Source organism: Streptomyces sp. NPDC056128 (assembly GCF_042263835.1).
GTDB lineage: Bacteria > Actinomycetota > Actinomycetes > Streptomycetales > Streptomycetaceae > Streptomyces.
Genome location: NZ_JBHJVQ010000002.1, coordinates 366898 through 390543, shown reverse-complemented (window position 1 = coordinate 390543; position 23646 = coordinate 366898). Strand labels below are relative to the sequence as shown.

Annotated in this window: 20 protein-coding genes; 4 read left to right on the top strand and 16 right to left on the bottom strand. The window is 72.8% G+C overall.

Features of this window, described 5'->3' with window-relative positions:
• Positions 1 to 47 precede the first annotated feature (47 nt).
• Positions 48 to 452, top strand: coding sequence for a Fur family transcriptional regulator (locus ACFC1X_RS05690; RefSeq protein WP_376349042.1), 405 nt, complete (start codon positions 48 to 50; stop codon positions 450 to 452).
• A gap of 524 nt (positions 453 to 976) precedes the next feature.
• On the opposite strand, the gene ACFC1X_RS05685 is transcribed toward ACFC1X_RS05690, so the two are convergent.
• The 3 genes from ACFC1X_RS05685 to recO form a co-directional block, all read right to left on the bottom strand.
• Positions 977 to 1723 (bottom strand): YoaK family protein, encoded by a 747-nt coding sequence (locus ACFC1X_RS05685; protein WP_376349041.1) that lies wholly within the window; start codon positions 1721 to 1723, stop codon positions 977 to 979.
• Positions 1724 to 1816: 93 nt separating this feature from the next.
• Complete coding sequence (locus ACFC1X_RS05680) at positions 1817 to 2647, bottom strand: isoprenyl transferase (protein ID WP_376349039.1); 831 nt, start codon at positions 2645 to 2647, stop codon at positions 1817 to 1819.
• Between the two features lie 51 nt (positions 2648 to 2698).
• A complete protein-coding gene (gene recO, locus ACFC1X_RS05675) occupies positions 2699 to 3448 on the bottom strand; it encodes a DNA repair protein RecO (protein WP_161329502.1) in 750 nt (249 codons plus the stop codon).
• A 240-nt stretch (positions 3449 to 3688) separates the two neighbouring features.
• Here recO and ACFC1X_RS05670 point away from each other — a divergent pair, with 240 nt between their 5' ends.
• Complete coding sequence (locus tag ACFC1X_RS05670; protein WP_376349037.1) at positions 3689 to 4417, top strand: alpha/beta hydrolase; 729 nt, start codon at positions 3689 to 3691, stop codon at positions 4415 to 4417.
• A gap of 94 nt (positions 4418 to 4511) precedes the next feature.
• A complete protein-coding gene (locus tag ACFC1X_RS05665) occupies positions 4512 to 6008 on the top strand; it encodes an alpha/beta hydrolase (protein ID WP_376349035.1) in 1497 nt (498 codons plus the stop codon).
• Here ACFC1X_RS05665 and ACFC1X_RS05660 read toward each other — a convergent pair.
• The 11 genes from ACFC1X_RS05660 to ACFC1X_RS05610 form a co-directional block, all read right to left on the bottom strand.
• Entirely contained in the window at positions 6005 to 7627 is a 1623-nt protein-coding gene (locus tag ACFC1X_RS05660; protein ID WP_376349034.1) for an alpha/beta hydrolase, read from the bottom strand. The two genes, ACFC1X_RS05665 and ACFC1X_RS05660, sit on opposite strands and share 4 nt — an antisense overlap.
• 138 nt (positions 7628 to 7765) lie before the next feature.
• Positions 7766 to 8911: an abortive phage infection protein gene (locus tag ACFC1X_RS05655; protein ID WP_376349033.1), complete on the bottom strand. Its 1146-nt coding sequence runs from the start codon at positions 8909 to 8911 to the stop codon at positions 7766 to 7768.
• Between the two features lie 106 nt (positions 8912 to 9017).
• Complete coding sequence (locus ACFC1X_RS05650; protein ID WP_376349031.1) at positions 9018 to 9686, bottom strand: response regulator; 669 nt, start codon at positions 9684 to 9686, stop codon at positions 9018 to 9020.
• Positions 9683 to 10957: a sensor histidine kinase gene (locus ACFC1X_RS05645; protein WP_376349029.1), complete on the bottom strand. Its 1275-nt coding sequence runs from the start codon at positions 10955 to 10957 to the stop codon at positions 9683 to 9685. Before ACFC1X_RS05645 ends, ACFC1X_RS05650 begins: the two co-directional genes overlap by 4 nt.
• Positions 10958 to 11024: 67 nt before the next feature.
• A complete protein-coding gene (locus tag ACFC1X_RS05640) occupies positions 11025 to 13103 on the bottom strand; it encodes an MMPL family transporter (protein WP_376349027.1) in 2079 nt (692 codons plus the stop codon).
• Between the two features lie 152 nt (positions 13104 to 13255).
• Positions 13256 to 14371, bottom strand: coding sequence for a hypothetical protein (locus tag ACFC1X_RS05635; protein ID WP_376349026.1), 1116 nt, complete (start codon positions 14369 to 14371; stop codon positions 13256 to 13258).
• A 72-nt stretch (positions 14372 to 14443) separates the two neighbouring features.
• The gene (locus ACFC1X_RS05630; protein WP_376349025.1) at positions 14444 to 15424 is read right to left on the bottom strand and encodes an SCO2521 family protein; all 981 of its coding nucleotides are present in this window, start codon (positions 15422 to 15424) and stop codon (positions 14444 to 14446) included.
• Position 15425: 1 nt separating this feature from the next.
• Positions 15426 to 16391, bottom strand: a complete 966-nt coding sequence (locus ACFC1X_RS05625) for an SCO2522 family protein (RefSeq protein ID WP_376349023.1) — start codon at positions 16389 to 16391, stop codon at positions 15426 to 15428.
• On the bottom strand, positions 16388 to 17305 hold the full coding sequence (locus ACFC1X_RS05620) for an SCO2523 family variant P-loop protein (RefSeq protein WP_376349777.1): 918 nt from the start codon (positions 17303 to 17305) through the stop codon (positions 16388 to 16390). The genes ACFC1X_RS05625 and ACFC1X_RS05620 overlap by 4 nt, the downstream gene beginning before the upstream one ends.
• A gap of 2 nt (positions 17306 to 17307) precedes the next feature.
• Positions 17308 to 19152 carry an SCO2524 family protein gene (locus tag ACFC1X_RS05615; protein WP_376349021.1) on the bottom strand — a complete coding sequence of 615 codons (1845 nt, stop codon included), beginning with the start codon at positions 19150 to 19152 and terminating at the stop codon, positions 17308 to 17310.
• Positions 19153 to 19206: 54 nt separating this feature from the next.
• Positions 19207 to 19977, bottom strand: coding sequence for an SCO2525 family SAM-dependent methyltransferase (locus tag ACFC1X_RS05610; protein WP_376349019.1), 771 nt, complete (start codon positions 19975 to 19977; stop codon positions 19207 to 19209).
• Positions 19978 to 20232: 255 nt separating this feature from the next.
• On the opposite strand from ACFC1X_RS05610, the gene ACFC1X_RS05605 reads away from it, so the two are divergent.
• Positions 20233 to 20784, top strand: coding sequence for a GNAT family N-acetyltransferase (locus tag ACFC1X_RS05605; protein ID WP_376349018.1), 552 nt, complete (start codon positions 20233 to 20235; stop codon positions 20782 to 20784).
• 25 nt (positions 20785 to 20809) lie between these two features.
• Here ACFC1X_RS05605 and ACFC1X_RS05600 read toward each other — a convergent pair whose 3' ends face one another.
• Both ACFC1X_RS05600 and leuA read right to left on the bottom strand, forming a co-directional pair.
• Positions 20810 to 21505, bottom strand: a complete 696-nt coding sequence (locus ACFC1X_RS05600; RefSeq protein ID WP_376349016.1) for a TerB family tellurite resistance protein — start codon at positions 21503 to 21505, stop codon at positions 20810 to 20812.
• 184 nt (positions 21506 to 21689) lie between these two features.
• Positions 21690 to 23411, bottom strand: coding sequence for a 2-isopropylmalate synthase (gene leuA / locus ACFC1X_RS05595; protein ID WP_376349014.1), 1722 nt, complete (start codon positions 23409 to 23411; stop codon positions 21690 to 21692).
• Positions 23412 to 23646 lie beyond the last annotated feature (235 nt).

The following is a 23646-nucleotide window of genomic DNA, read 5'->3' as shown; positions in this document are numbered from 1 at the left end:
GCTGGCACAATGGCCCGGCAAGCCGCCAAGACGTGAGGAGGAATCCGGTGACGACCGCTGGACCGCCCGTGAAGGGCCGCGCCACCCGGCAGCGGGCCGCCGTGTCGGCGGCTCTCCAGGAGGTCGAGGAGTTCCGCAGCGCTCAGGAGCTCCACGACATGCTCAAGCACAAGGGCGACTCGGTCGGGCTCACCACGGTCTACCGCACCCTTCAGTCCCTCGCCGACGCCGGCGAGGTCGACGTCCTGCGCACCGCCGACGGCGAGTCCGTCTACCGCCGCTGCTCCACCGGCGACCACCACCACCACCTGGTCTGCCGCTCCTGCGGCAAGGCCGTCGAGGTCGAGGGCCCCGCAGTGGAGAAGTGGGCCGAGACCATCGCCGCCGAACACGGCTACGTCAACGTCGCCCACACCGTGGAGATCTTCGGCACCTGCGCCGACTGCGCGTAGGCCTCCGGCGGATCTGGCCCGGGGAACCGCGGCCGCGCATCGGCGAGCCCCGACGCCGACCTGACCGCGCGACGGGCCTGCGGGGGCCGCGAGGCCGTGAGGCCGCAGGCCGGCAGGCCACAGGCCACGAGGCCACCAGACCGGCAGATCGCAGACCGGCCGCCCGGCCGACCGGCCGACCGGCAGGCCACCAGACCGCCAGATCGCCAGATCGCCAGATCGCCAGATCGGCATACCGCAGGCCGCCAGTCTGCGGAGTCCGCCAGGTCGGCAGGCCGCAGGCAGCCAGAACCGGCGGGCCACCAGACCGCAGACCGCGAGGCCGCCAGACCGGCAGGCCGCCAGTCTGCGGATGCCCTCCAGGTCGGCAGGTCGGCAGGTCGCAGGCAGCCAGACCGGCAGACCGCCAGGCCCCAGGCCCCAGGCCCCAGGCCCCAGGCCCCAGGCCCCAGGCCGACGATCCACCCAGCCGACAGGCCTGCGGGCCTACGGGCCTGCGGGCCTACGATGCGAGGCCGACTGGCCTACGGGCCGCCCGGCGGTGTCGGCGTCCGGCGCTCGGTCGGCCCGGTCGTCAGGTTCGCCGCCGCCAGGAGGAGTACCACCGCGGCGATGGCGAACAGGGCCCGGCCGGTGCCCAGGGGCACCAGGAGCAGGGTGCCCAGGGCGCCGCCCGCGAAGATCCCGGTCACCGTCGCCGTCCACCGCGTCCTGGCCTGCCGCTGCCGGCCCGTCATCCCCCGCAGCGCCGCGCGCGGATGTCTCAGGACGTCGTTGACGAGCTGGGCGATGGCGGTCTGGCTCAGCAGCGTCGGCATCCCCGGCATGTGCACGCGCAGCGCCGTGGAGGCCCGCAGCCCCATGGCCAGCGCCACCGTCCCGACCACCGCGAGGTCCGCCCCGGCCACCGCCCCGGTGCCGTGCCGCCCCACGGCCACGCCACCGGCGAGCGCCAGCAGCAGGCCCTCACCGGCCAGCCCGACCGCGAACCACGGCCGCCCGCGCGCCGCGAGCCACGTCAGCAGTACGGCGCCCACCGCGGCCCCCACCAGGAACGCCCCGATGGCCGTGGCGGGCCGCGCCACCGGCACGTCGCCCTCCCCGGCCAGCGCGAACGACAGGAACAGCACGTTGCCGGTGGCCAGCGCGCAGAAGACCTTGCCCATCGTCAGGAAGCTGACGGCGTCCACGGCGCCCGCGAGCACCGTGAGCACGGTCATGACGGCCGTACGCCGGACGTCGGGCGGGGACGCGGAGGGCTCCTCGGGCATGCCGCCAGCATGGGCGGGGCCCCGGGCCGGCCACCGCGACCGGCGCGGTGACACACCCCGGAAGCACCCGAGCGCCCCAGCGGGCGCCGACGGCTACTCCTGCCTGCCCTCCATGGCAAGCAGCTCCTCGTTCGGGATGGCCCCGCCGAACCGCCGGTCGCGGGAGGCGAACTCCAGGCACGCCCGCCACAGGTCGCGCCGGTCGAAGTCGGGCCACAGCACGTCCTGGAACACCATCTCGGCGTACGCGCTCTGCCAGAGCAGGTAGTTGGACGTGCGCTGCTCGCCGCTGGGCCGCAGGAACAGGTCCACATCCGGCATGTCCGGGTAGTACAGGTACTTCGCGAGGGTCTTCTCGTTGACCTTCGACGGGTCGAGCCTCCCGGCCCGTACGTCCTCCGCGAGGGCCTGCGCGGCGTCGGCGATCTCGGCGCGGCCGCCGTAGTTCATGCAGAAGTACAGCGTCAGCCGGTCGTTGTCCTTGGTCTGCTCCTGGGCGACCTGGAGCTCCTTGGCGACGGACTTCCACAGCTTGGGCATCCGGCCCACCCACCGCACGCGGATCCCCAGCTCGTCGAGCTGGTCGCGGGTCTTGCGGATGAAGTCCCGGTTGAAGTTCATCAGGAAGCGCACCTCGTCCGGCGACCGCTTCCAGTTCTCGGTGGAGAAGGCGTACAGGGAGATGTTCTTCACGCCCATCTCGATCGCGCCCTGGAGCACGTCGAGCACCCGCTCGGCGCCGACCTTGTGTCCCTCGGTCCGCGGCAGCCCGCGCTCCTTGGCCCAGCGCCCGTTGCCGTCCATGACGATCGCCACATGCTCGGGGACCAGCTCACCGAGGCCCGGGGGCCGCGCGCCGGACGGGTGCGGCTCCGGCGTCCTGTACTCCCGGCGCTGCCGCCCCAGGATCCCGCGTACCGCCATGTGTCTCTCGTCTCCTCGTACTGTGTTTCTGCGTGTTTCTGCGTGTTCTGCCTAGGACTTCTCGACGTACCGCAGGGAGCGCAGGCCCCGCTCCAGGTGCCAGTGCAGATAGGCGGACACCAGCCCGCTGCCCTCCCGCACGTACCGCGGCTCGCACGCGTCCGCGGTCCCCCAGTCTCCCGTGAGCAGCGCCCCGAGCAGTTCCAGGGCCTGCGGCGAGGGTACGACGCTGCCGGGCACCCGGCAGTCGGCGCAGACGGAGCCGCCCGACCCGACCGAGAAGAACCGGTTCGGACCGGGCAGGCCGCACTTCGCGCAGTCCCCGAAGGTCGGCGCGTACCCGTTCACGGCCAGCGAGCGCAGGAGGAACGCGTCGAGCACGAGGTTCGGCGCGTGCTCGCCCCGGGCGAGGGTGCGCAGCGCGCCGACGAGCAGCAGGTACTGCTGCACCGCCGGCTCGCCCTCGTGGTCGGTGAACCGCTCGGCCGTCTCCAGCATGGCCGTCCCGGCGGTGTAGCGGGCGTAGTCCGTGACGATCCCGCCGCCGTACGGCGCGATGGTCTCGCTCTGCGTGCACAGCGGCAGCCCGCGCCCGACCAGCTCGCTGTTCTTGGCGAAGAACTGCACGTCGACGTGTGAGAACGGTTCGAGGCGGGCCCCGAACTTCGACTTCGTCCGCCGCACCCCGCGCGCCACGGCACGTACGCGTCCGTGACCGCGCGTGAGCAAGGTGATGATCCGGTCCGCCTCACCCAGCTTCTGGGTGCGCAGCACGATGCCGTCGTCGCGGAACAGACTCATGCCGCCCATTCTCGCGCATGCCCCGGGGCGCCTCGCCACGACTGCCGACATCGGCGTGCGCCGCGGAAAACCTGTTGGCGGCCCACGGCGAGCGCTGCTACTTTCCCGGTGGCCGTGCGACAGGACGAGGAGGTGGTACCCGTGAACGTTTCGACGTGGGTGCTCTCCTCCGGGGTCACGGTCGGGCGATAGGTCGTCGTCCGGGAGCGCCGTTCCAGCGCACTCCCGAAAGGCACGACCATGCACTTCACTTCCGAACGACGCCTCGACGACGGTGTCGTCGCCCGCGAATTCACCCTCGGCGAGATCCCCGGCACCCTGTGGACGCCGGACTCCGAATCCGCCGCACCGGTCCCGCTGGTCCTGATGGCCCACAACAACGGCATGGCCAGGACGGAGCCCCGGCTGGTGGCCCGGGCCCGGCACACCGCGGCGGCCGGCTACGCGGTGGCCTCCATCGACGCCGCCGGGTGCGGTGACCGGCCCCGTTCCGCGGCCGACGAGCGGGTCCGCGCCGACCTCCACCGGGCGATGCGGGCCGGGGAGCCGGTCGACGAGATCTTCGAGTCCCTGGTCGGCCCGCTGGTCGAGCACGCGGCACCGGAATGGCGGACCGCCCTGGACGCCCTCCTCGCGCTGCCCGGGATCGGCGGCCCGGTCGGGTACTCGGGGTGGATGGCCCTCGGCATCCGCCTCGCGGTGGCCGAGCCGCGCGTCGCGGCCGCCGGCTTCTTCGCCGGCGGTTTCGTGCCCCGCGCCCAGCGCGAGGAGGCACGGCAGGTCTCCGTTCCGCTGCTGGTGCTGCTGCAGTGGGACGACGAGGGGAACCCCCGGCAGCGGGCCCTGGACCTCTTCGACGCCTTCGGCAGCAAGGAGAAGACGCTGCACGCCAACATGGGCGGGCACACCGGCACCCCGTGGTTCGAGGTGCGGGACGGGGACAGGTTCCTCGCCCGGCACCTGCAGTAGGGCCGGTGCTGGGGTATTTCCTCGGGTAATCCCCCATACGAATAGGGTTGTTGCCCGGATGTGGGCGGCACCGGAGATCCGTGAGGCTCGTCGTATGACGCAGCGCAAGCGAATCATCCGCGACGCCGCCCTCGTCGGCGTCTCCACCGCACTCCTCGGGATCACCGCGCCGTTCACCGCCTCCGCCGCGACCGCGGACCCGGCCGGGACCCTCACCTGGACGGACTGCGGCGGGGGCGCCGCCGACCCCCGTCAGCAGTGCGCCACGCTCCAGGTGCCCATGGACTACGCCGATCCCGACAGCCCCCGTATCGACATCGCCGTCTCGCGCATCCGGAGCGAGGATCCGGACGCCCGGCGCGGAACACTGCTGCTCATCCCCGGCGGGCCGGGCGGATCCAGCCTCAACGATCCTTCGGGGAAGGGGCAGAAGCTGCCGCGCGAAGTCCGGGACGCCTACGACCTGGTCGGGTTCGCGCCGCGCGGGCTCGCCCCCTCCTCCTCCGTCGACTGCGGGCTGGAGACCGCCGACCTCGCCACCTCCAGGCTCCGCCCCTGGCCCGCCCCCGACGGCTCGATCGACGGGAACCTCGACACCGCCCGGCGCGTCGCGGACGCCTGCGTAGGCAACGGCGGCGAGCTGATGCGGCACCTCAGCACCGCGAACGAGGCCCGCGACCTCGACCGCCTCCGGGCCGCGCTCGGCGAGCGGAAGCTCTCCGCGTGGGGGGTGTCGTACGGGACGTACGTCGGCGCAGTGTACGCGCAGCTCTTCCCGCACCGCACCGACCGCTTCGTGCTGGACAGCGTCGACAACCCCGACCCGGCCCGCGTCAACCGAGCCTGGCTCGCCGCGCACGAGCAGGGGGTCGAGGACACCTTCCCGCACTTCGCCGCATGGGCGTCCCAGCCCGGCAACCCGGACCGCCTGGCACGCCGGGCCGCCGACGTACGGCCGCTGTTCCTGCGGCTCGCCGCCCGGCTCGACCGGGAGCCGATCCCGTGGCCCGGCGCCAATCCCGAGGAGCTGAACGGCAATGTGCTGCGCCAGACCATGCTGGACAGCCTTGCATCCCCCGGCCGTTATCCGACGCTCGCCGGGCTGATGCGGGCCGCGGCGCGGGGCACCGTGCCGCCCGCGCCCCAGGCGCCGCCGGAGGCCGTGCTGCAGAACGTGATCGCCGTGGGCGCCGGCACGCTCTGCAACGACGTGGCGTGGCCCGCCTCCCGTGCCGTGTACGAGAAGGGCGTCGCAGAGAGCCGCGCCAAGTACCCGCTCACCGCCGGGATGCCCCGCAACGCGATGCTGTGCGCCGCCTGGCCGTACCCGCCGCGCGAGGCCCCGGTGCGGATCACCGACCGGGGGCCGTCCAACGTGCTGCTCGTTCAGAACGAGCGGGACGTCAACACCCCGCTCGCCGGCGCCCAGAAGATGCGGGAGGCGCTCGGCCGGCGCGCGGTCATGGTCACCGTGGACTCCACCGGCCACGACGCCTACCTCGCCAACGGCAACGCCTGCGGCGACCGGACCGTCTCCCGCTTCCTCGCGACGGGACAGCGGCCGGCCGCCGACGTGTACTGCCGGGGCTAGGACCGGCCCGCCGTCCCGCCGCCTCCGGTGGACACTCCGCCGCGCGGCTCGGGTGCCTCGAAGGGCTGGGTGTCCGGTTCGCAGGTCGTCCCGGCCGGCGGGAGGACGCCGTCCACGAGGTAGCGGCTCACGTGGTCGCCGACGCAGTCGCTGGGGTTGAGCAGCGCGGTGTGTCCGTAGCCGTGGTGGGTGAGCAGCCGGGCGCCGGCCAGTTCCTCGGCCATGGTCTCGGCGTTCGTGAACGGGGTCGAGGGGTCGTAGGTGGTGCCGACCACCAGCGCCGGGTGCGCCGTCGGCCGGTCCCACGGCCCCGTGTAGCGGTCGGGGGAGGTCGCGGGCCAGGTGGCGCAGGGTTCCGCGGCCCACGTCCAGAAGCGCCCCGCGTCGCCCGAGCGTGCGGCGGCCTCCTCCTCCAGCGCGTGCATCTTCGCCGGGTCACGGGGGTTGGGGCTGTCGCCGCAGATGACCGCGGCCGCCTGCTCGTCGCCCTGGTACGGCGTCGGGACGGGCGGCGTCACGGCGGGCGCGGCGGCGGCCTCGGGGGCCTGCCCCTGCCACAGGGCCTGGAGCCGGGCGGCCAGTTCCGCCCACCCGGGGTCGACGACGTACAGGCTGTTCACGACGTCCCCGATCGTCCTGGCGTACGTCCACGACTCGACCGGCTCCTCGCGCAGGCGCTCCGTCAGGTCCTCGAACTTGTCCAGGGTGGCCTGCGCGGTGCCGGCCGAGAACGGGCAGGTCCCGGCGGTCGCGGAGCCGCACAGGGACAGGAACTGCTCCAGCGTCGCGGCCGCCGAGCGGTCCGCGCCGGTGCGCAGGAAGGTGGGGAGCCTGGCCTGCTCCGACCCGTCGTTGGTCCACGCCGTGGGGGCGATGTTGCTGTCGAGCACCAGGGCACGGACCTTGTCCGGGTACAGGTTGGCGTAGGTCGCGCCGAGGATCGTGCCGTAGGAGATGCCGAGGTAGGTGAGGAGTTCCTCGCCCAGCGCCTCGCGGAGCCGGTCGAGGTCGTGGGCCGTGTCGGCGGTCGAGACGTGGCGCAGCAGCTCCGCGTCGCGGGCCTCGCAGGCCCGGCCCAGCTCCCGGAAGGCGTCGATCCAGGCGTCCCGCTCCTCGGCGCCCACCGGGAACCCGGCCGGGTGGGTGGCGGTCCAGGTCTCGGCGTCCGCCGGGTCGGCGAAGCAGTTCACGGCCGTGCTGTTGCCGATGCCCCGCGGGTCCCAGCTGACGATGTCGAACCGCTCCCGGACCTCGGCGGGGAAGGACTCGTAGTTCTGCGGCATCTGCACGGTGCCCGGTCCGCCGGGGCCGCCGGGGTTGAACAGCAGGGTGCCCACGCGCCGGGCGGCGTCGGTGGCCTTCCGCCGCACCACGGCCAGGTCGATGGTGCGCCCGCCGGGGTTCGCGTAGTCCAGCGGCATCTTCGCCGTCGCGCAGTCGTACCGTCCGTCCTCGGGGCAGGGCCGCCAGTCCAGCTCGGGGGCGGGGACCGCGGGTGCCGGGCCGCCGGCCACCGCGGCGAAGGGGGCACCGGTCAGCACCGTGGAGCAGGTCAGTGCCGCGACGGCGACCGCGGCGCACCTCCTGAGGCGGCCGGCTATCGGGCCAGTGAGTCGCATTGCCACGTCCTTTCGCGGTCGAGCGCCCGACGTCGCCCGGACCTGGCGGTCGGCACGCGTCCGTGACCACCTGACCGCGTCGGTTCCCGGCCCGCGAGCCGACCGCGCCCGAATGGGCCGCGTCCGAACGGGCCGCCGCTAGCAGCACCGGCCGTAGCGCCGGGCCAGGGCGTGGAAGGCCTCCTTCGGTTCCCAGTGCCAGGGCGAGGCGGGGTCGTCGGGGCGGTCCTTGACGGGCTTGGTGATGGCGTAGCTCGCCATGTCCAGGTCGTGCAGGGGGTCGTCCGGGCGGTGCGGGGCGTCGGCGGTGAGGAACTCGAAGGCCATCGCCGCGTACAGGCCCATGGACTCGAAGACCGACAGGAGGTCCGTCAGGTGGTCGGCCTGGGTGCGCTCGCTGCGGACCAGGCCGCCCTTGATCTCCGGCGGGTCCTTCTCGTGGTCGACGACGGCCCAGCCCATGCCGCCCGCGCTCGGCGCGCCCTGGTACGTGCACGTCCCGAACTCGGTGATCGCCACCGGCTTGCCCCAGCTCTGGTACCGGCGCAGCTCCCGGACGTGGTCGGCGGGGTCGCGGTGGTACGAGTAGTAGTCGACGCCGACGATGTCGAAGAGGCTCCAGTCGACGTCGTCGTCCTGGGCGGCGGCGTAGCCGAGCCGGCCGTCGAAGACGGAGCGGCCCACCTCGGCCGCCTTGGCGGTGAAGGCGTTCAGGCGGCGCTGGACCTGCTCGAAGTCCAGGTTGCCGCTCTGGAGGTTCTCGATGCGTTCGGTGGCCGTCGCGCCGGGGATGATGCCGGGGACGAACAGCCAGAACTCGCAGCTGACGCTGAGTTCGACGCTCGCGCCCTGCCGTCGCAGCCGCTCGGCGAACCGGCCGCACTCGGCGAGGTGTTCCAGGATCTCCCGCTGGGGGACGTCGCCGAGGGTGGGCTGGAGCCAGACGTGCAGGCCCTGTTCGGCGGCCTCGGCGGCGGTGGCGGTGAGGCGTTCGACGCCGTCGCCGGTGACGTCCACGGTGTTGGCGTGCAGGGCGCGGCGGATGGCGCGGATGTCGGCGCGCATGCGGGTGGCGTCCCACGCCGTGCCCGGGGTCTCCCCCGCGCCGACCGTGTAGACGACGCCCCGCCGGGTCAGGCCCCGGTGTCCCCCGGTCCTCGGGGCGCTCGCCCGTGCGCCGGTCGCCGGCAGCACCGCGCCCGCGAGGCCCACCGCGGCGGCCCCCGTCAGGAACCGGGCGCGGCTGATCCCCTTGCTTCCCGTGCCTGTGCTGGTCTTCTCCATGGGCCCACTGTGCCGGGGCCGGGCGGTGGTCCGCTGTCCTCCGTCGGTCTACGGCGGGGTGACGAAGGTTGGCGGTGCGGCGCCGAAGGTCGGCCGGCGCCGAGGCTCACCCGGCGCCGGGGATCACCAGCCCCGACTCGTAGGCCACGATGACCAGTTGCGCGCGGTCCCGCGCCCCCAGCTTGCCCATGATGCGGCTGACGTGGGTCTTGGCGGTCAGGGGGCTCAGGCCCAGGGAGTCGGCGATCTCCGTGTTGTTGAGGCCGCGTGCGACGAGGGCGAGCACCTGGCGTTCCCGGTCGGACAGGCAGTCGGGTCCCGCGGTGCCCGCGGCGGGCGTGGAGGGGCTGCGCAGGAACCTTTCGATCAGGCGGGCAGTCGGTCCGGGCGACAGGAGCGCGTCACCGGCCGTCACCGTGCGGATGGCGTCGAGGAGTTCGGCGGGCCGGGTGTCCTTGACCAGGAACCCGGAGGCGCCCGCGCGGAGCGCCTCCACGATGTTCTCGTCGGTGTCGTAGGTGGTGAGGACCAGCACCCGCACGCCCGCGAGGTCCTCGTCGGCGGCGATCAGCCGGGTCGCCTCGATGCCGTCCAGGTCGGGCATGCGGACGTCCATGACGACGAGGTCGGCGCGTTCGGCGCGGGCCAGCTCCACGGCCTCGCGGCCGGTGCCCGCCTCGCCGACCACCTCCATGTCCGGCGCCGAGGCCACGAGCAGGGCGAACGCGGCGCGGACGAGGTTCTGGTCGTCCGCGAGCAGCACGCGTATCGTCATCGGTCGCTCTCCGGGATCAGGTGCGTCAGGGTCGGGGCGGGCCCCGGCGGTGCGGCGGGCGTCGGCAGCACGGCCGTCACCTCGAAGCCGCCCCCGACGCCGCCCTCCCGCGGCCCGGCGTCGAGTGTGCCACCCACGCTGCGGGCCCGCTCCCGCATGCCGACGAGGCCGAAGCCGGGGGTGCCGGCGGGGTCGGGCCCGGTGCCGTCGTCGGTGACGGACAGGCGCAGGGCGCCCCGCTCGGCGCGCACCTCGACGTGGACGGACGGTTTCGGGCCCGCGTGGCGTACGGAGTTGGTCAGCGCCTCCTGCACGATGCGGTAGACGGCGGCGCCGACCGCGGGCGGGACGGCGTCGGCCCGCACCGACAGCTCCACGCGTGCGCCCGCGCCCCGGGCGGTCTCCGCGAGGTCGGGCAGCCCGTGCAGTCCGGGCAGCGGGTCGCGGGCGTCGGTGGCGTCCTGCTCCCGCAGCACCTCCAGCGTGGTGCGCAGTTCGCCGCGCGCGCTCCGGCAGGTCTCGGCGATGTCGTCGAGGGCCTTGGCGACGGCGGCCCGGTCCAGGCGCCCGGGGTCGGCCGTCAGGACGTGGGCGGCGACCGAGGTCTGCACGCCGATGAGGGTGATGCTGTGCGCGAGCAGGTCGTGCAGGTCCCGGGCGACGCGCAGGCGTTCCTCGGCGACGCGGCGGCGGGCCTCCTCCTCGCGGGTGCGTTCGGCGCGTTCGGCGCGTTCGACGATGGAGGCGACGTACTGGCGGTAGTAGCGGACGTCGACGCCGCAGAAGAGGACGGCGATCACCCAGCCGGAGATGCGGATCAGCTCGATGGCCTGGTGGGTGTTGACGGTGAGCATGATGCTGACGGAGACGGTGAGGACCCCGATGCCGGTCAGGATCGTGCGCAGGGGGCGGCCGGTGACGGCGAGCGTGTAGAGCACCACGTAGGTGGCGGCGCCGGGCGCGGCGTGGTTGTTGTCCATCGCGTGGTACGGCCCGACGAGGGCCACGCCCGCCATGAGCACCAGCAGCGGGTGGCGCCGCCGCCACACGATCGGGACGTGCGCGGCGACCAGCAGCGTCCAGCCGAGCGCGTCCGGGCGGCGCCCCTCGTCGGTGAACAGGGCGAGGCAGACGGCGCCGGTGAGGAGGACCGCGGCGAGCACGGCGTCGTTGCGGGTGCCGTGCGGGGCGGCGAGCGGGTCGCGGTTGATGGCGGCCATGATCCGCTCGCCGACACGGGGCCGGGACACTGCCGTGGTGGTTGCCTGCACGCGCCCATCCTCCGCGACGGACGCGCCCCTCCGGGAGGGGAGGGGCGCATTCCGGTCGCCCGGCACCTCAGACACCGACGGGCTCCCGCTCACCGGCCGCCGCGGGCTCCCCGGGCGCCCGGGACAGCCGGCCCGGCCACCACACCCGGCGCCGCAGGGCGACGCTCGCGCTGGTGACGAGGTAGGTGCGGACGAGGAAGGTGTCGAGCAGGACACCGACCGCGATGACGAAGCCCAGCTCGACCAGTTGCACCATCGGCATGCTGGTGAGCACCGCGAAGGTGGCGGCGAGGACCAGCCCGGCGGAGGCGATGACCCCGCCGGTGGTGCGCAGCGCGGAGAGCGCGGCCTCGGTGGGTTCGGCGCCGCGCAGGGACTCCTCGCGCATGCGGTGCATCAGGAAGATGCCGTAGTCGACGCCGAGGGCGACCAGGAACACGAAGGACAGCAGGCCGAGTCCGGGGTCGGTGCCCTCGAAGCCGAAGAGGGGCCCGAAGACCAGTCCGCCGATGCCGAGCGCCGCGCCCCACACCGCGACGACGGAGGCGACCAGGATCAGCGGCGCGACCAGCGACCGCAGCAGCACCGTCAGGATCAGCAGCACCGACAGCAGCACGATCGGGACGACGATGACGGTGTCGCGGGCGTTGGTGTCCTCCAGGTCGATCTGCTGGGCGCTGGGGCCGCCCACGTAGGAGCCGTCGAGCGAGTCGCGCAGGGACTCGATGGTGGCGGTCTCGGCCGCCGACTGGGGCGGGGCGGAGGCCAGTACGGTCAGCTCGGTCCAGCCGCCGCCGCTGCGGCCGGCCTCGGCGCTCTTGACGCCGCGGGTGTCGCGGGCCTCGGCGAGGGCGGCCTCCGCGCGGTCGGTGGGGGCGATGACGGTGATGGGCTGGGTGCCGCGCTCCGGGTAGGCGGCGGCGAGGGTCTCCATCGCGGCGATGGCGTCGGGCCGGGTGGTGAAGGAGTCCTCCTGCTTGAGGGAGCCGGGCAGGGCGAACGCCCCGAGCGCGAGCGCGCCGAGCAGCACCGCGCCGCCCACGAGGACGGTGCGGGGCCGGCGTTCGGCGGAGCCGCCCATCGCCGTGAACAGCGACCTGCGGGCCTTGGGCGTGCTGCCGTAGCGGGGCACGAGCGGCCAGAAGACGCGGCGGCCCAGCAGGACCAGGAGCGCGGGCAGCAGGGTCAGCATGGCGGCCAGCGCGCACAGCACGCCGACGGTGCCGAGCGGGCCCATGCCCCGGCTGGAGTTGAGGTCGGCGGCGAGCAGGCACAGCAGCCCGGCGGCGACGGTGCCGGAGGAGGCGAGCACGGCGGGGCCGCAGCCGCGCAGGGCGGCGGCCATGGCGTCGTACGGCCGCTCGACGCGCCGCAGTTCCTCGCGGTAGCGGGAGACCAGCAGCAGCGCGTAGTCGGTGCCGACGCCGAAGACGAGGATGGTCATGATGCCGGAGCTCTGGCCGGAGACCGCGGTGCCGAACCACTGGTTGAGGCCGTAGGCGACGCCCATGGAGAGGTAGTCGGCGATGCCGGCGACGGCGAGCGGGACCAGCCACAGGAACGGGCTGCGGTAGATGAGGATCAGCAGCAGCGCGACGACGGCCGCGGTGGTGTAGAGCAGGGGGCCGTCGAGGGAGTTGTAGACCTCGGAGGCGTCGGTGGCGAGCGCGCCCGCGCCGCCGACCTCGACGCTCAGCCCGTCGCCGCCCCGGGCGACGTCCCGTACGGCGTTGACGAGGGCGTCGCGGGCCTCCTCGTCCTGGCCGGGCTCGGTGCTGGCGACCGGGTACATGAGGGTGGTGCCGTCCTCGGACGGGATGCCGACGGGCCGGCCGGTGAGTTCGTGCGCGCCCGCGATCTCGGCGACCTGGTCGGCGGCGGTGGCCTTGTCGGCGGCGGTCAGTCCGGCGTCCCGGTGGTAGACGAGGACCATCTCGGTGGCCTCGCCGCCCGGCAGCCGGTCCTGGATCTTGGCGACCTGTGTCGAGTCGGCGCTGGCCGGCAGGTAGTCGACGGCGCGGTCGCGCTGCACGTCCGCGAGTTTCGACGCGAACGGCGAGGCGATCGCCAGGACCGCGATCCACAGTCCGAGCACCAGCCAGGGCACGGCCCGCCGTCGCCCCCCACTTGTCCTTACGGCCCCCATCTGGCGGGCCTCCTTCCGCTGGATGTCTGGTCAGGTGTCTCCAGACTTCCGGCGGCGGACCGCCGACACGTCGGACCCGAGGGCGAGTTGCTGGGTACTGCCCCGGGTGACGTGCGGGCGCCGTTACTCCCCAGGGAGTACCGAGGGGGCGGTCAGGCCCGGTCGACCATCCAGTTGCCGTCCTCCTCGTCGTCGACCCGCACCTCCAGTTCGCGCAGGCCCATGCCCGCGTCCCAGAGTTCCCGGAAGCGCTTCAGCCGGTCCCGCACGTAGTCCTGGCGTGCGGTGAGGCGGGTCCGCACGTTGACGTCGCGCAGGTCCTGTTCGATCTCGAACGACACCTCCTCGTCGTAGAGGATGAAGTCGTTGGTGGTGCCGCGCTGGAGGTGCGGGGGCAGTTCGGGCATGACGGCCACGCGTACGTCGATGCGCCGCAGTTCCTGCTCCTCGCAGAGGCGCAGCAGCCGGTCGTCGAGTTCCCGGGCGCTCTCCAGCAGGAACAGCCGGCGCACCGACACGCCCTGCGCGTCGATCGCCTCCTGCTGGGCGTCGAGGTAGCGGCCGGCCGGTTCGCTGCTCCAGAACTCCCGGTCGACGGAGGTGCTGGTGGCGCAGATGGACTGCTCGGCGGCCCGGGTGAGGGTGAGCATCCAGTCGTGGTTCTCGCCGGGGCACTCGGCGCTCAGGTTGGTGAGGTCCGCCATGTGGCCGACCACGCGCTCCATCTCCAGGTGGACGAAGGTGTGCAGGATCGAGGGACTGGGCAGCAGGACGTCGGCGAAGCCCTTGGCCAGGTCGGGCACGCTGTCGATGCGGACCGGGTCCAGCGGAGTCCCGGACTCGCCGGACTTGTGGTCCCCGTGGGTGACGTGCGTCTCGACCAGCTGCTTGACGTCCTCGGTGTGCCGGGTCAGACCGGACTTCAGCTCGTCGTCGTACTGGTTGAGCCCGTCCCGTACGGCGGCGGTGTTCTCGGCGAGGGCGCTCTCCACCCGGCGGGTGTGCTCCTCCAGCCGCTCGTGGGCCGGGCGTGGCGCCAGGCCGAGCACGTACTGGACGAGTACCGCAGCGCCGGCGCAGAGCACGGCGGCCACGAACTGCCGCAGGGTTCCGTCGTCGGGGCTGAGCAGCGCCGTGACGCTCCAGAAGAGGGCGCCGACCACGAGGGCGACCAGCAGCATGCGCGCCCATGGGGACTCGCCCCTCGGGTCGGCCGGGCCCGGGGTGCGGGCCGTGTCGTCGGGTCGGGGTGACTGTGCCGTGCTCATCTCGCTTCTCCCCCCGTTGGGATGCGCGTCGGATCGGGGTGCGGGGATGTGCGTGGGAGGCGCTGGGTCCGGTCAGGGAGCCGGCTCCACCTCCCGGTGAGGTGCGGGGATGGCGTGCAGGGTGAGCTGGTCGCGGATGCGCTGCACCAGCGCCTGCCACTGCCGGGTGAAGCCGGGCCGTTCCTCCAGCGGGTCCCACAGCGGGGCCAGGTCCCGGGTCACCCGGGCCCGTGGCATCCACAGGTGCAGCAGGTGGTCCACGGCCGGACGCAGCGCCCGTACGACGGCGCCGGCGTCCTGTGCGGGCGTGGCGCCGAGCCGGATGCCGTCGAGCATGCGGACGACGGTGGTGAGGAGCCAGTCGTGCAGGGCGAGGTCGTCGCAGAGCGCGGCGAGGTGGGCGCCGTCGGTGTCCTCGGGCACCCGCAGGCGTACGGTGCGCAGTTCGTCCTCGGCGAGGGTGAACCGTTCGAGGGAGGGTGCGTCCCCGGGGTTCGCGGGGAGTGCCACCCAGCGCAGCCGGGTGGGCCGGGAGCGGAAGGGCGGGCGCTGGTCGAGCAGGGGGTGGCGCAGCAGCCGGGTGAGCAGCCCGTCGGCGATCAGGCCGACGTCCAGGTCGCCGTGGCGTCCGCCGCCGAGCACGCCCTGCGCGACCGCCTCGTGCGGGAGCCTGCCGAGCGGTTCGACCACGCCGGGCCGTACCAGGTACTCGCCCCAGGGCCGCCGCTGGTCGGGGCCGTTGGCGGGGAGCCGGCAGTGCGCGGAGGTCTGCAGGACCCGGCCCTCGGTGAGCGCGGCGTGCGCGGTGACGGTGCCGACGGCGCGGATCCGGGCGCCGTTGGCGCTGGGCAGCGGGCAGTCGACGCCGGTCAGGGTGGAGGGGGAACGCGCGTAGAGGCCCGGGCGCTCGGAGAGCAGGACGCGTTCGTCGGCGCGCAGGCCGAGGAGTTGGGCGGCGGAGCGGATGTCGAGGGCCTGCCGGGCGGGCAGCAGGCAGGTGCGGATCTCGCCGCAGGCGAGGACGGCGCGCGGGGTGCTCTGCCGCGGCGCCATGTCAGGGCCCCGCGTAGAAGACGTAGGAGACGCGGTCGGCGACCGAGTCGGGGACGGCCGCGCGCTCCTTCTCGGAGCGGTCGGCGACCTGCGCCAGGGCTCCCGGGTCGACCTCGATCTGGTCGAGGATCACGCGGACGGCGTGTTCGACGGGCAGGAAACGGTTGGGCAGGACCGAGCAGGTCCGGTAGGCGGAGAAGGGGTCGGCGCGGGGGTTGAGCCGGACCAGGGAGGGCAGTTCGTCCCAGTCCTCGGGGAAGCCGGTGGCGGTGTGCGGCTGCGGGACGAGGACGGCCTCGCCGGCGTCGCGCAGCAGTCCGAGGCGGGCGAGCTGCCAGACGGCGGCGAGGAAGGGGCAGGACCAGGTGCGGCGCCCGTCGGCGTCGTCGTTCCACAGTTCGACGTCGAGGAAGACGGAGTGGCGGCGGGCGGCGGTCTCCCGGGGCGGCTGCCAGGGGACGGCCCGCTTCATCGCCTGCGGGGCGCGGGCGACGGGGGCGCGTTCGCCGTTGGCGAGCCAGCCGGTCCGCGCGGTGGGCGGGCGCATGCCGTAGCTGCCGGGGGCGGGCGACTCCACGATGCGGCCGGCCACCGCCTCCGCGACGGGCGTCTTGCCGGTGACGGCGCAGCCGGACTCGCGGGCCAGGTAGTCGACGGTGAGCCCGGCCCGTTCGGCCTCCGCGAGGAGCATGGGGACGACCTCGGCCGGGGTGGCGAACCGGCTGAAGTAGTCGTCGATCAGGAAGCAGGTGCTGATCCGGGCCCGCTTGCCGCCGGCCCGCGCACCGGCCGCGGCCCGCGCCGCCTCCACCCAGGGCCGCACCTCGGCGAAGTGTTGGCGCAGCCGCTCGGGCCCGGCCTCGAAGTCCTCCATGTAGAGGTGCCCCAGCTCCAGCGAGAGATGAGCCAACGGCACCGCCTGCGTACGCGCCTCGGCAGCGGTCTCCCGGAACACGGCATCACTCACGGCCGCCCCCAGTGGACGTCGTCCGTCAGGCGGCGGGCGATTTCCTCCAGGGCTTCCAGCGTCTCCTTGTTCGCTATCTGGGTGGAGAGGACGTCCTCCTCGGTGATCAGCTGTTCGCGCCACTGGAGTATGGGCTCCAGCGGTACGACGCCGAGGACGACGCTGTCGCCGATGCGGTGCTCGGCGGCGAGGCGGCGGAGTGCCTCGTCGCAGGCCTGCATCCAGGCGGCCTGGGCGGGCGAGCCCTGGGACCACAGCGGCGACTCGGGGTCGGGCACGGCGGCCCGTACGAAGCGGATGGCGGCGCGCAGGGTGTCCTCGTCGTGGCCGCGTTCGACACCGCCGCCGATGATGCCGTGGTCGGCGTGGACCAGTCCGGAGGCGGCGATCACGTGCTGGCGGGTCCAGCGGTGGAAGACCAGCCAGCGGAAGGGGACGTTGCGCATGCGCGGGTGGGCGGTGGCCGCGAGGACCATGTCGACGGCGTAGCTGCGGCCGGCGCTGAGGTCGACGACGGTGACGTCGAACTCGCCGTTGAGTTTCAGCAGCAGGTCGATGCAGCGCTCCAGGGCCTCCTCGCCGGTGGCGAACTCGCCGCCGCCGGCGTCGCCGGGGAACAGCACCAGGCGGCCGGACTGGTTGGGGCGGGCGCGCAGCAGGGGGTGCTCGGTCTGCCGCCAGACGTCGATCCGGGCCGGGTCGGCCGTCTCGCCCTCCAGGTAGGAGTGGAGGCCGTGCTCCTCGGTGCCGCGCATGGCGCCGGGCACGTCGAAGACGGCGGCCGCGGTGGGCGAACCGAAGTCGAAGTCGACGTAGGCCACGTGGTCGCCGGTGAGGGCGCGCTGGTAGGCCAGGTTGGCGCTGGTCACCGAGCGACCCGTGCCTCCCTTGTCGGAGGCGGCGAAGACGAGCACGCTCACACCTCCTGGGCGGCGGCGCCCCGGGCCTGGGCTAGGGTGTCGAGTTCCTGGAGCACGGGCAGGGCCAGTGCGAACGCGGTCGCGGGCCGGTCGTCGACCAGGCTCCGGGCGTGGTCGAGGCGGCTCTCGATGCTCCGCATGGCCCTGGCTCTGCTGCCGTCGGCGGCGGCGGACGCCTCCAGTTGCTCCTTGCCGAACAGGTGGGTGGCCTCGCTGAGCAGTTCGCGGGCGAGTTCGGCGAGTTCGGGGCTGCGGATGGGCTGCTGCTCGTACAGGATGCGGGCGGCGACGAGGCATTCGGTGACGCGCTCGGTGATGCTCCAGGACATCCGCAGCCCCGCCTCGTGGGCCTCGGGGTAGACGGCCTGGACGTTGTCCCAGAGACCGGCGCCGTCCTCGTCGTCGATGCGGCGGGTCCACAGGTGCTCGAAGGCCTGCTCGGCCAGGCGCAGCAGCCGGTCCTGGGCGCCGATGTTCCGGGAGAGTTCGGCGAGCTGGATGATCCGCTTGAGGAGCTGCGCCGAGAAGTCGGTCATCCGCCACAGCAGTTGTCCGCCGGAGCGCTCGGACCCGGCGAGCGGCATGGTGACGCCGGGCGTGTGCAGCAGGATGGTGGGGTCGTTCCTGGTCATGCGGCTGGTGACTCTGCCGCGGTCGGCGAGGCGTTCCATGATGGCGACGGTGCGGGTGAGGTCGTCGTCGGTGGCCTTCCGGCGGACCAGGTCGTGGACGACGATGGCGGCGACGGTCAGGGAGAAGTACTCGGACTCCAGGCGCAGTCCGGTGGTCTGCCAGGGCAGGTCCTCCAGGGGCCAGCGGTCGGCGCCGAAGCGCGCGATCGCGGACCAGTACTGCTGGCTCAGTTCCCAGCGCAGGCGCAGCATCTCGGCGAGCTTCTGCTGGTCCTCGTCGAGCAGACCGAGGGTGAGGGTGCGGTCGGAGAAGAGGTCCTGGATGCCGTCGAGGGCGGTGACGGTGAAGTACACGTAGGGCAGCCGGTCGGCGATGCCGTCGGGCTGGCCGGGGACCTCGACGGTCAGGTCGCTGATCTCCGGGGCGTCCTTGACGATGCCCCAGGCCCAGCCGCACTCGAAGAGCTGGCTCTCGTCGCGGATGCCCTCGTCGACCTGGATGCCTCTGGAGATGCTCTCGATGATGGTGGCGCGCAGCGGGCGTAACCGTCGGGAGAACTGCTGGAGGACGACGCGGTCGGACTGCCCGCCCTGTCCGATGACCTCGATCAGCCGGCTGCCCTGCTCGGACTCGGCGTCGAAGACGTTGACGGTGAAGGAGCGCAGCAGGCTGACCATCGCGGCGGTCAGCCGGGTGTTGGTGGCCTCCCGCAGCTCGGCGATGGCCTTGCGCACCTCGGGGCGGGTCGTGGTGCCCTCGTAGATCTTGAGGAACCCGAGGGTGGCGAGACAGAGCGTGACGGACATGGAGTAGGAGTCGACCACGCCGAGCTGGGCCTGGGCGTGGGTGATCTCGCCACCGGGTTCGGCGGGGCGGAAGTAGTGGCCGCCGGAGAAGGTGGGGCTGTCGTCCGTGCCGGTGTGGGTGCGCATGAACTGGGTCAGCGCGGTGATCAGGTTGGGCGGGATCTCCAGCCGGCTGCCGACGCGGTCGAGGGCGCGCAGGACGTCACGTTCGGTGGTGTCGGGCTGGTCGAGGCGGAAGGCGGGGACCTCGGTGGCCGGATACAGGATGCAGAGCAGGCGTTCGGCGTCGGCGACGCTGCTCAGCCCGTCGGTGTCCCCCCGGACGAGCTTCCCGTCGTCGAACGAGTGACGGGCCATGGCCTGCCAGATGTCCAGCAGGTGCTGGCGTGGCTTGATCTGCATCCCCGCACCCCTCGTACAGATCTCGTTGCCCTGTGTTCAGCATGGTCCCCGTTCCTACGGGGTGGCAATCTCCGAATTGCGCCGTCCCAGGGCGAGGAGCATTCCCTCGTGTCCCGGCCGCACCATGTGGTGCAGATCGTGGATCTCCAGCTCTCCGGTGAACGGTCCGAGGCTCTCCCTGACCCGGTCCTCGTTCACCCGGTAGGCCGGGTAGTCGTGGGCGCCGACGCGGTAGCCGACGGACTCCTTCATGAAGGCGGCGGCGAACGGGGCTCCGTCACCGAGCGCGTTCATGAAGCAGCGCACGCCCCGCTGGAACTCCTCGGGGCACTCGGACATCGAGTCGGCGACGAAGAACATGGTCCCGAGGCCCCAGCGGCGGTGTCCGTGCTCCAGGTCGAACAGGTTGCCTCGCTCCACCCGGACGATCTCGCCGGCCAGCTCCCTGGGTGCGACGGCGCGGTAGGCGGGCTCCTCGCCCAGCACCTTCCAGAACGCGTCCCAGGCGGTGTCGTACCCGCCCGGGGAGACCTGCTTCTCCAGGTACTCGACGTTCGGGTGCGCGTACTCCAGCAGGAGCACCTTGTCGCACCAGGGCAGCATGGAGAGCGCGGGGTAGAGGTTGGCGCCGGCTCCGACGTCGATGCCGCGCACCGGGTGCGGGATGTCGGCGAAGCAGCGGGTGAAGTGGTCGCGCATCAGCCGGACGATGAGGAGGTCGACCTCCAGCGGCGTCCGGTAATTGTTGTCGACGTACACCTCTGGATCGAACTTCGACCAAGGTGCGTCGGCGTTGCGATCCATAGTCACCCTGCCGCGTTCCATTCGATTCCGGACAAACCCCAGTGTTGTGCACGGTAGGCCACCGGGGCACTGCGAGACAGCAGGGAACTCGCCACTCCGCATCCGCCGGGCGCACGTCGGGCGCATCGTCGCACACCCGAACTCGCCCTTGCACGGCCGAAGTTGGAAGCTCACTCTAGCCAGAAGGAGTCACCGGCCGCCACACGAAGCGCCATTCCTTCGAGTGTGCCTCCGGTGGCGAGGAGTTGACGTCCGCACGTGCTGACTGGGGGCTGCATGACCGCCGAACCGCTGGAACGTTCCCTCGACCGCCACGACCTGCTCACGGGGGTCACCCCCGTCACCCCCGGCCCGGACGGCCCACCCCTGGCCCTGCGCACCGCCCGGGAGTCCGACCTGCCCGAACTGCGGCGGCTCGACGAGGAGGTGTTCCAGGAGTTCGCCTATCCCGGCTTCCTGCTGCGCCAGCTCTTCGACATGTACGAGGAACACTTCCTGGTGCTCGACGACGGCGCGGGCCGGCTGCGCGGCTACGTGCTGGCCGCCACCCGGGCGCTCGGCGCGGACAGCTGGATACTCGGCCTGGGCGTGACCCCGGACCGGCGCCGCCACGGCCTGGGCACGGAGCTGATGACGGAGGTCCTGACCCGGTTGCGCCGGGACGGCATCGACGTCGTGCGGCTGACCGTGGAGCCCGCCAACCTCGCGGCGATCTTCCTCTACCGCTCCCTGGGCTTCCGCCCGGAGGAACCCGACGGCGGTCTGCGCCCGGACTACTTCGGCCCGGGCATGCACCGCCAGATCATGCGGCTGGACCTGCCCGGCTAGGCGCGAGCGGAGGTCAGGAGGGGGGTCAGGAGGGGGTGCCCGCCGATTCCATGAGGCGGGTGATGTCGTCGGAGCAGAGGGTCAGGGCCGCCCCGACCGTCGCCAGGGCGTCGCGTTCGGCGGGGGTGTAGGGGCCGTCGGCGAGGGCGATGCGGGCGCCCTGGAGCAGGATCGACTCGCGTCCGACGGTGGCGAGGTGCGGGGCCAGCGGGTCCAGCGCCTCGTGCAGTTCTATGGCGAGCCCCGGCACGCAGGGTTCGCCGAGGACCCGGCCGGTGTCCGCCTCCAGCGCCTCGACCAGCGCGTTCAACTGGTCCTCGGTGCAGTCCTCGAAACCGGCCGCGCGCACCGCGACGGCCGCCGTCTCCAGCGAGGTGCGCGAACAGGCGCCGCCGGCGGCGAGGACCGCGAGGGCGACGGTGTGGACGGCATCGCGGAGCATCGCCGAGAAGCGGGTGGTGGTGGGGTGGTCGAGGACCTCGGTGCCGTAATGGCGGCGGCAGGCCGCGCACTCGACGGTCGGCGCGGACTCGCCGCGGGGCAGCAGGGGCACGCCGAGCAGGGTGAAGCGGCGCCGTCCGGCGAGCCGCTGGTAGTTGCGGTCGCCGCCGCAGCCGGGGCAGAAGAACTCGCCGTCGCCGACCGGCGTCCACGCGGTGCGGGTGCCCAGGATGCGTGGCAGCCGGGCAGCTCGGCCGTTTCGTCCCCGTCCAGGCAGCACGTCGCACCTCCGTAACGGCGCGACAGCATCGTCGCGCTGGCGTGATGTTAGCCACATCACCGACGCGGAGTCAGTACCCAGGACGAGACCTTTCCGTGACCTGCACAGATATATGGCCGGTATATGACGGCGCCCCGCCCGCCGTTCTGCGGCGAGCGGGGCACCAAACCACCGATTCGGCTGGTCAGCGAGTTGCGCGGTTGACGGCGGAGACGACGGCCTTCAGCGAGGCGCGCGTGGTGTTCGCGTCGATTCCGATGCCCCACAGCACCTTGTCGCCGATGGCGCACTCGATGTAGGAGGCGGCCTGCGCGGAGGCGCCCTCGCTCATCGTGTGCTCCTGGTAGTCCAGCAGCCGTACGTCGATGCCGACGCCCTGCAGCGCGTGGAAGAACGCCGAGATCGGGCCGTTGCCGGTGCCGACCAGGGTGGTCTCCACGCCGTCGACCGCGGCCTCGACGGTGAGGGTGTCGACGCCGTCGCGGTCGGTCGTGGTCTGGCCGTTGGCCACCTGGATGCGGCCCCAGGGGTTGTCCGGGTTGGGCAGGTACTCGTCCTGGAAGACGTCCCAGATCGCCGTGGGTGTGATCTCGCCGCCCTCGGCGTCCGTCTTGGCCTGGATGATCTTCGAGAACTCGATCTGCATCCGGCGGGGCAGGTCCATGCTGTGGTCGTTCTTCAGCACGTAGGCGATGCCGCCCTTGCCGGACTGCGAGTTGACGCGGATGACCGCCTCGTAGGAGCGGCCGACGTCCTTCGGGTCGATGGGCAGGTACGGGACGGCCCACTCGATGTCGTCGACGGTGACGCCCTTCGCGGCCGCGTCGGCCTCCATGGCGTCGAAGCCCTTCTTGATGGCGTCCTGGTGGGAGCCGGAGAAGGACGTGTAGACCAGGTCGCCCGCGTAGGGGTGGCGCGGGTGGACCTCCATCTGGTTGCAGTACTCCCACGTGCGACGGATTTCGTCGATGTCGGAGAAGTCGATCTGCGGGTCGACGCCCTGGGAGAACAGGTTCATGCCCAGGGTGACCAGGTCGACGTTGCCGGTGCGCTCGCCCTGCCCGAACAGGCAGCCCTCGATGCGGTCGGCGCCGGCCATCAGCGCCAGCTCGGCCGCCGCCACCGCCGTACCGCGGTCGTTGTGCGGGTGGACGGACAGGCAGACGTACTCGCGGCGGGACAGGTTGCGGCCCATCCACTCGAAGCGGTCCGCGTGCGTGGACGGCGTCGAACGCTCCACGGTGGCGGGCAGGTTGAGGATGATCTCGCGGCCGGGGCCCGGCTGGTAGGTGTCCATCACCGCCTCGCAGACCTCCAGGGCGAAGTCCAGCTCGGTGTCGGTGAAGATCTCCGGCGAGTACTGGTAGCCGAACTCCGTCTCCGGGCCCAGCAGTTTCTCGGCGTACTCCATGACCAGCCGGGTGCCGTCGACGGCGATCTGCTTGATGTCGTCCCGGGAGCCGCGGAAGACGACCCGGCGGAAGACGGGGGCGGTCGCGTTGTACAGGTGGACGGTGGCCCGCCTGGCGCCCTTCAGGGACTCCACCGTGCGCTCGATCAGGTCCTCGCGGGCCTGGGTCAGTACGGAGATCGTGACGTCGTCCGGGATGGCGTCCGGGTCCTCGATGATGGAGCGTACGAAGTCGAAGTCGGTCTGGCCGGAGGCCGGGAAGCCGACCTCGATCTCCTTGTAGCCCATCTTGACCAGCAGATCGAACATCGCGCGCTTGCGGGCGGGCGACATGGGGTCGATCAGGGCCTGGTTGCCGTCGCGCAGGTCGGTGGAGAGCCAGCGGGGGGCGGTGGTGACGCGCCGGTCCGGCCAGGTGCGGTCGGCGATGTCGACCTGCTCGTACCCGCGGTACTTGGCTGTCGGCATGGGGCTGGGCTGCTGGCGGTTGGCCATGATGGCGTGGGCTCCTCGTGAGTTCCGCGGTGTCCGCGTGGTCCGGAAGGACGGCCGACGGCACCACCAAGCTCCGCGGGGAGGGAGTCGGCCTCTTACAGGCCCTCGCCGCGGCAGCTAAGGAGAAGCAGCCCGAAACGCATGATGCCCAGCACCATAGCCGAGTCACGCCGGTCACGCGGGTCCGTATCAGTATGCGGGACCATGGGGAGAACCGGGACAAAAAGTGCCGTAT

What these genes read in the sequence shown, in the direction of transcription:
- ACFC1X_RS05685 (WP_376349041.1), bottom strand. Translation starts at nt 1,723, where the DNA reads ATGCCCGAGGAGCCCTCCGCGTCCCCGCCCGACGTCCGGCGTACGGCC.
- ACFC1X_RS05680 (WP_376349039.1), bottom strand. Translation starts at nt 2,647, where the DNA reads ATGGCGGTACGCGGGATCCTGGGGCGGCAGCGCCGGGAGTACAGGACG.
- recO (WP_161329502.1), bottom strand. Translation starts at nt 3,448, where the DNA reads ATGAGTCTGTTCCGCGACGACGGCATCGTGCTGCGCACCCAGAAGCTG.
- ACFC1X_RS05670 (WP_376349037.1), top strand. Translation starts at nt 3,689, where the DNA reads ATGCACTTCACTTCCGAACGACGCCTCGACGACGGTGTCGTCGCCCGC.
- ACFC1X_RS05665 (WP_376349035.1), top strand. Translation starts at nt 4,512, where the DNA reads ATGACGCAGCGCAAGCGAATCATCCGCGACGCCGCCCTCGTCGGCGTC.
- ACFC1X_RS05660 (WP_376349034.1), bottom strand. Translation starts at nt 7,627, where the DNA reads ATGCGACTCACTGGCCCGATAGCCGGCCGCCTCAGGAGGTGCGCCGCG.
- ACFC1X_RS05655 (WP_376349033.1), bottom strand. Translation starts at nt 8,911, where the DNA reads ATGGAGAAGACCAGCACAGGCACGGGAAGCAAGGGGATCAGCCGCGCC.
- ACFC1X_RS05650 (WP_376349031.1), bottom strand. Translation starts at nt 9,686, where the DNA reads ATGACGATACGCGTGCTGCTCGCGGACGACCAGAACCTCGTCCGCGCC.
- ACFC1X_RS05640 (WP_376349027.1), bottom strand. Translation starts at nt 13,103, where the DNA reads ATGGGGGCCGTAAGGACAAGTGGGGGGCGACGGCGGGCCGTGCCCTGG.
- ACFC1X_RS05635 (WP_376349026.1), bottom strand. Translation starts at nt 14,371, where the DNA reads ATGAGCACGGCACAGTCACCCCGACCCGACGACACGGCCCGCACCCCG.
- ACFC1X_RS05630 (WP_376349025.1), bottom strand. Translation starts at nt 15,424, where the DNA reads ATGGCGCCGCGGCAGAGCACCCCGCGCGCCGTCCTCGCCTGCGGCGAG.
- ACFC1X_RS05615 (WP_376349021.1), bottom strand. Translation starts at nt 19,152, where the DNA reads ATGCAGATCAAGCCACGCCAGCACCTGCTGGACATCTGGCAGGCCATG.
- ACFC1X_RS05610 (WP_376349019.1), bottom strand. Translation starts at nt 19,977, where the DNA reads ATGGAACGCGGCAGGGTGACTATGGATCGCAACGCCGACGCACCTTGG.
- ACFC1X_RS05605 (WP_376349018.1), top strand. Translation starts at nt 20,233, where the DNA reads ATGACCGCCGAACCGCTGGAACGTTCCCTCGACCGCCACGACCTGCTC.
- leuA (WP_376349014.1), bottom strand. Translation starts at nt 23,411, where the DNA reads ATGGCCAACCGCCAGCAGCCCAGCCCCATGCCGACAGCCAAGTACCGC.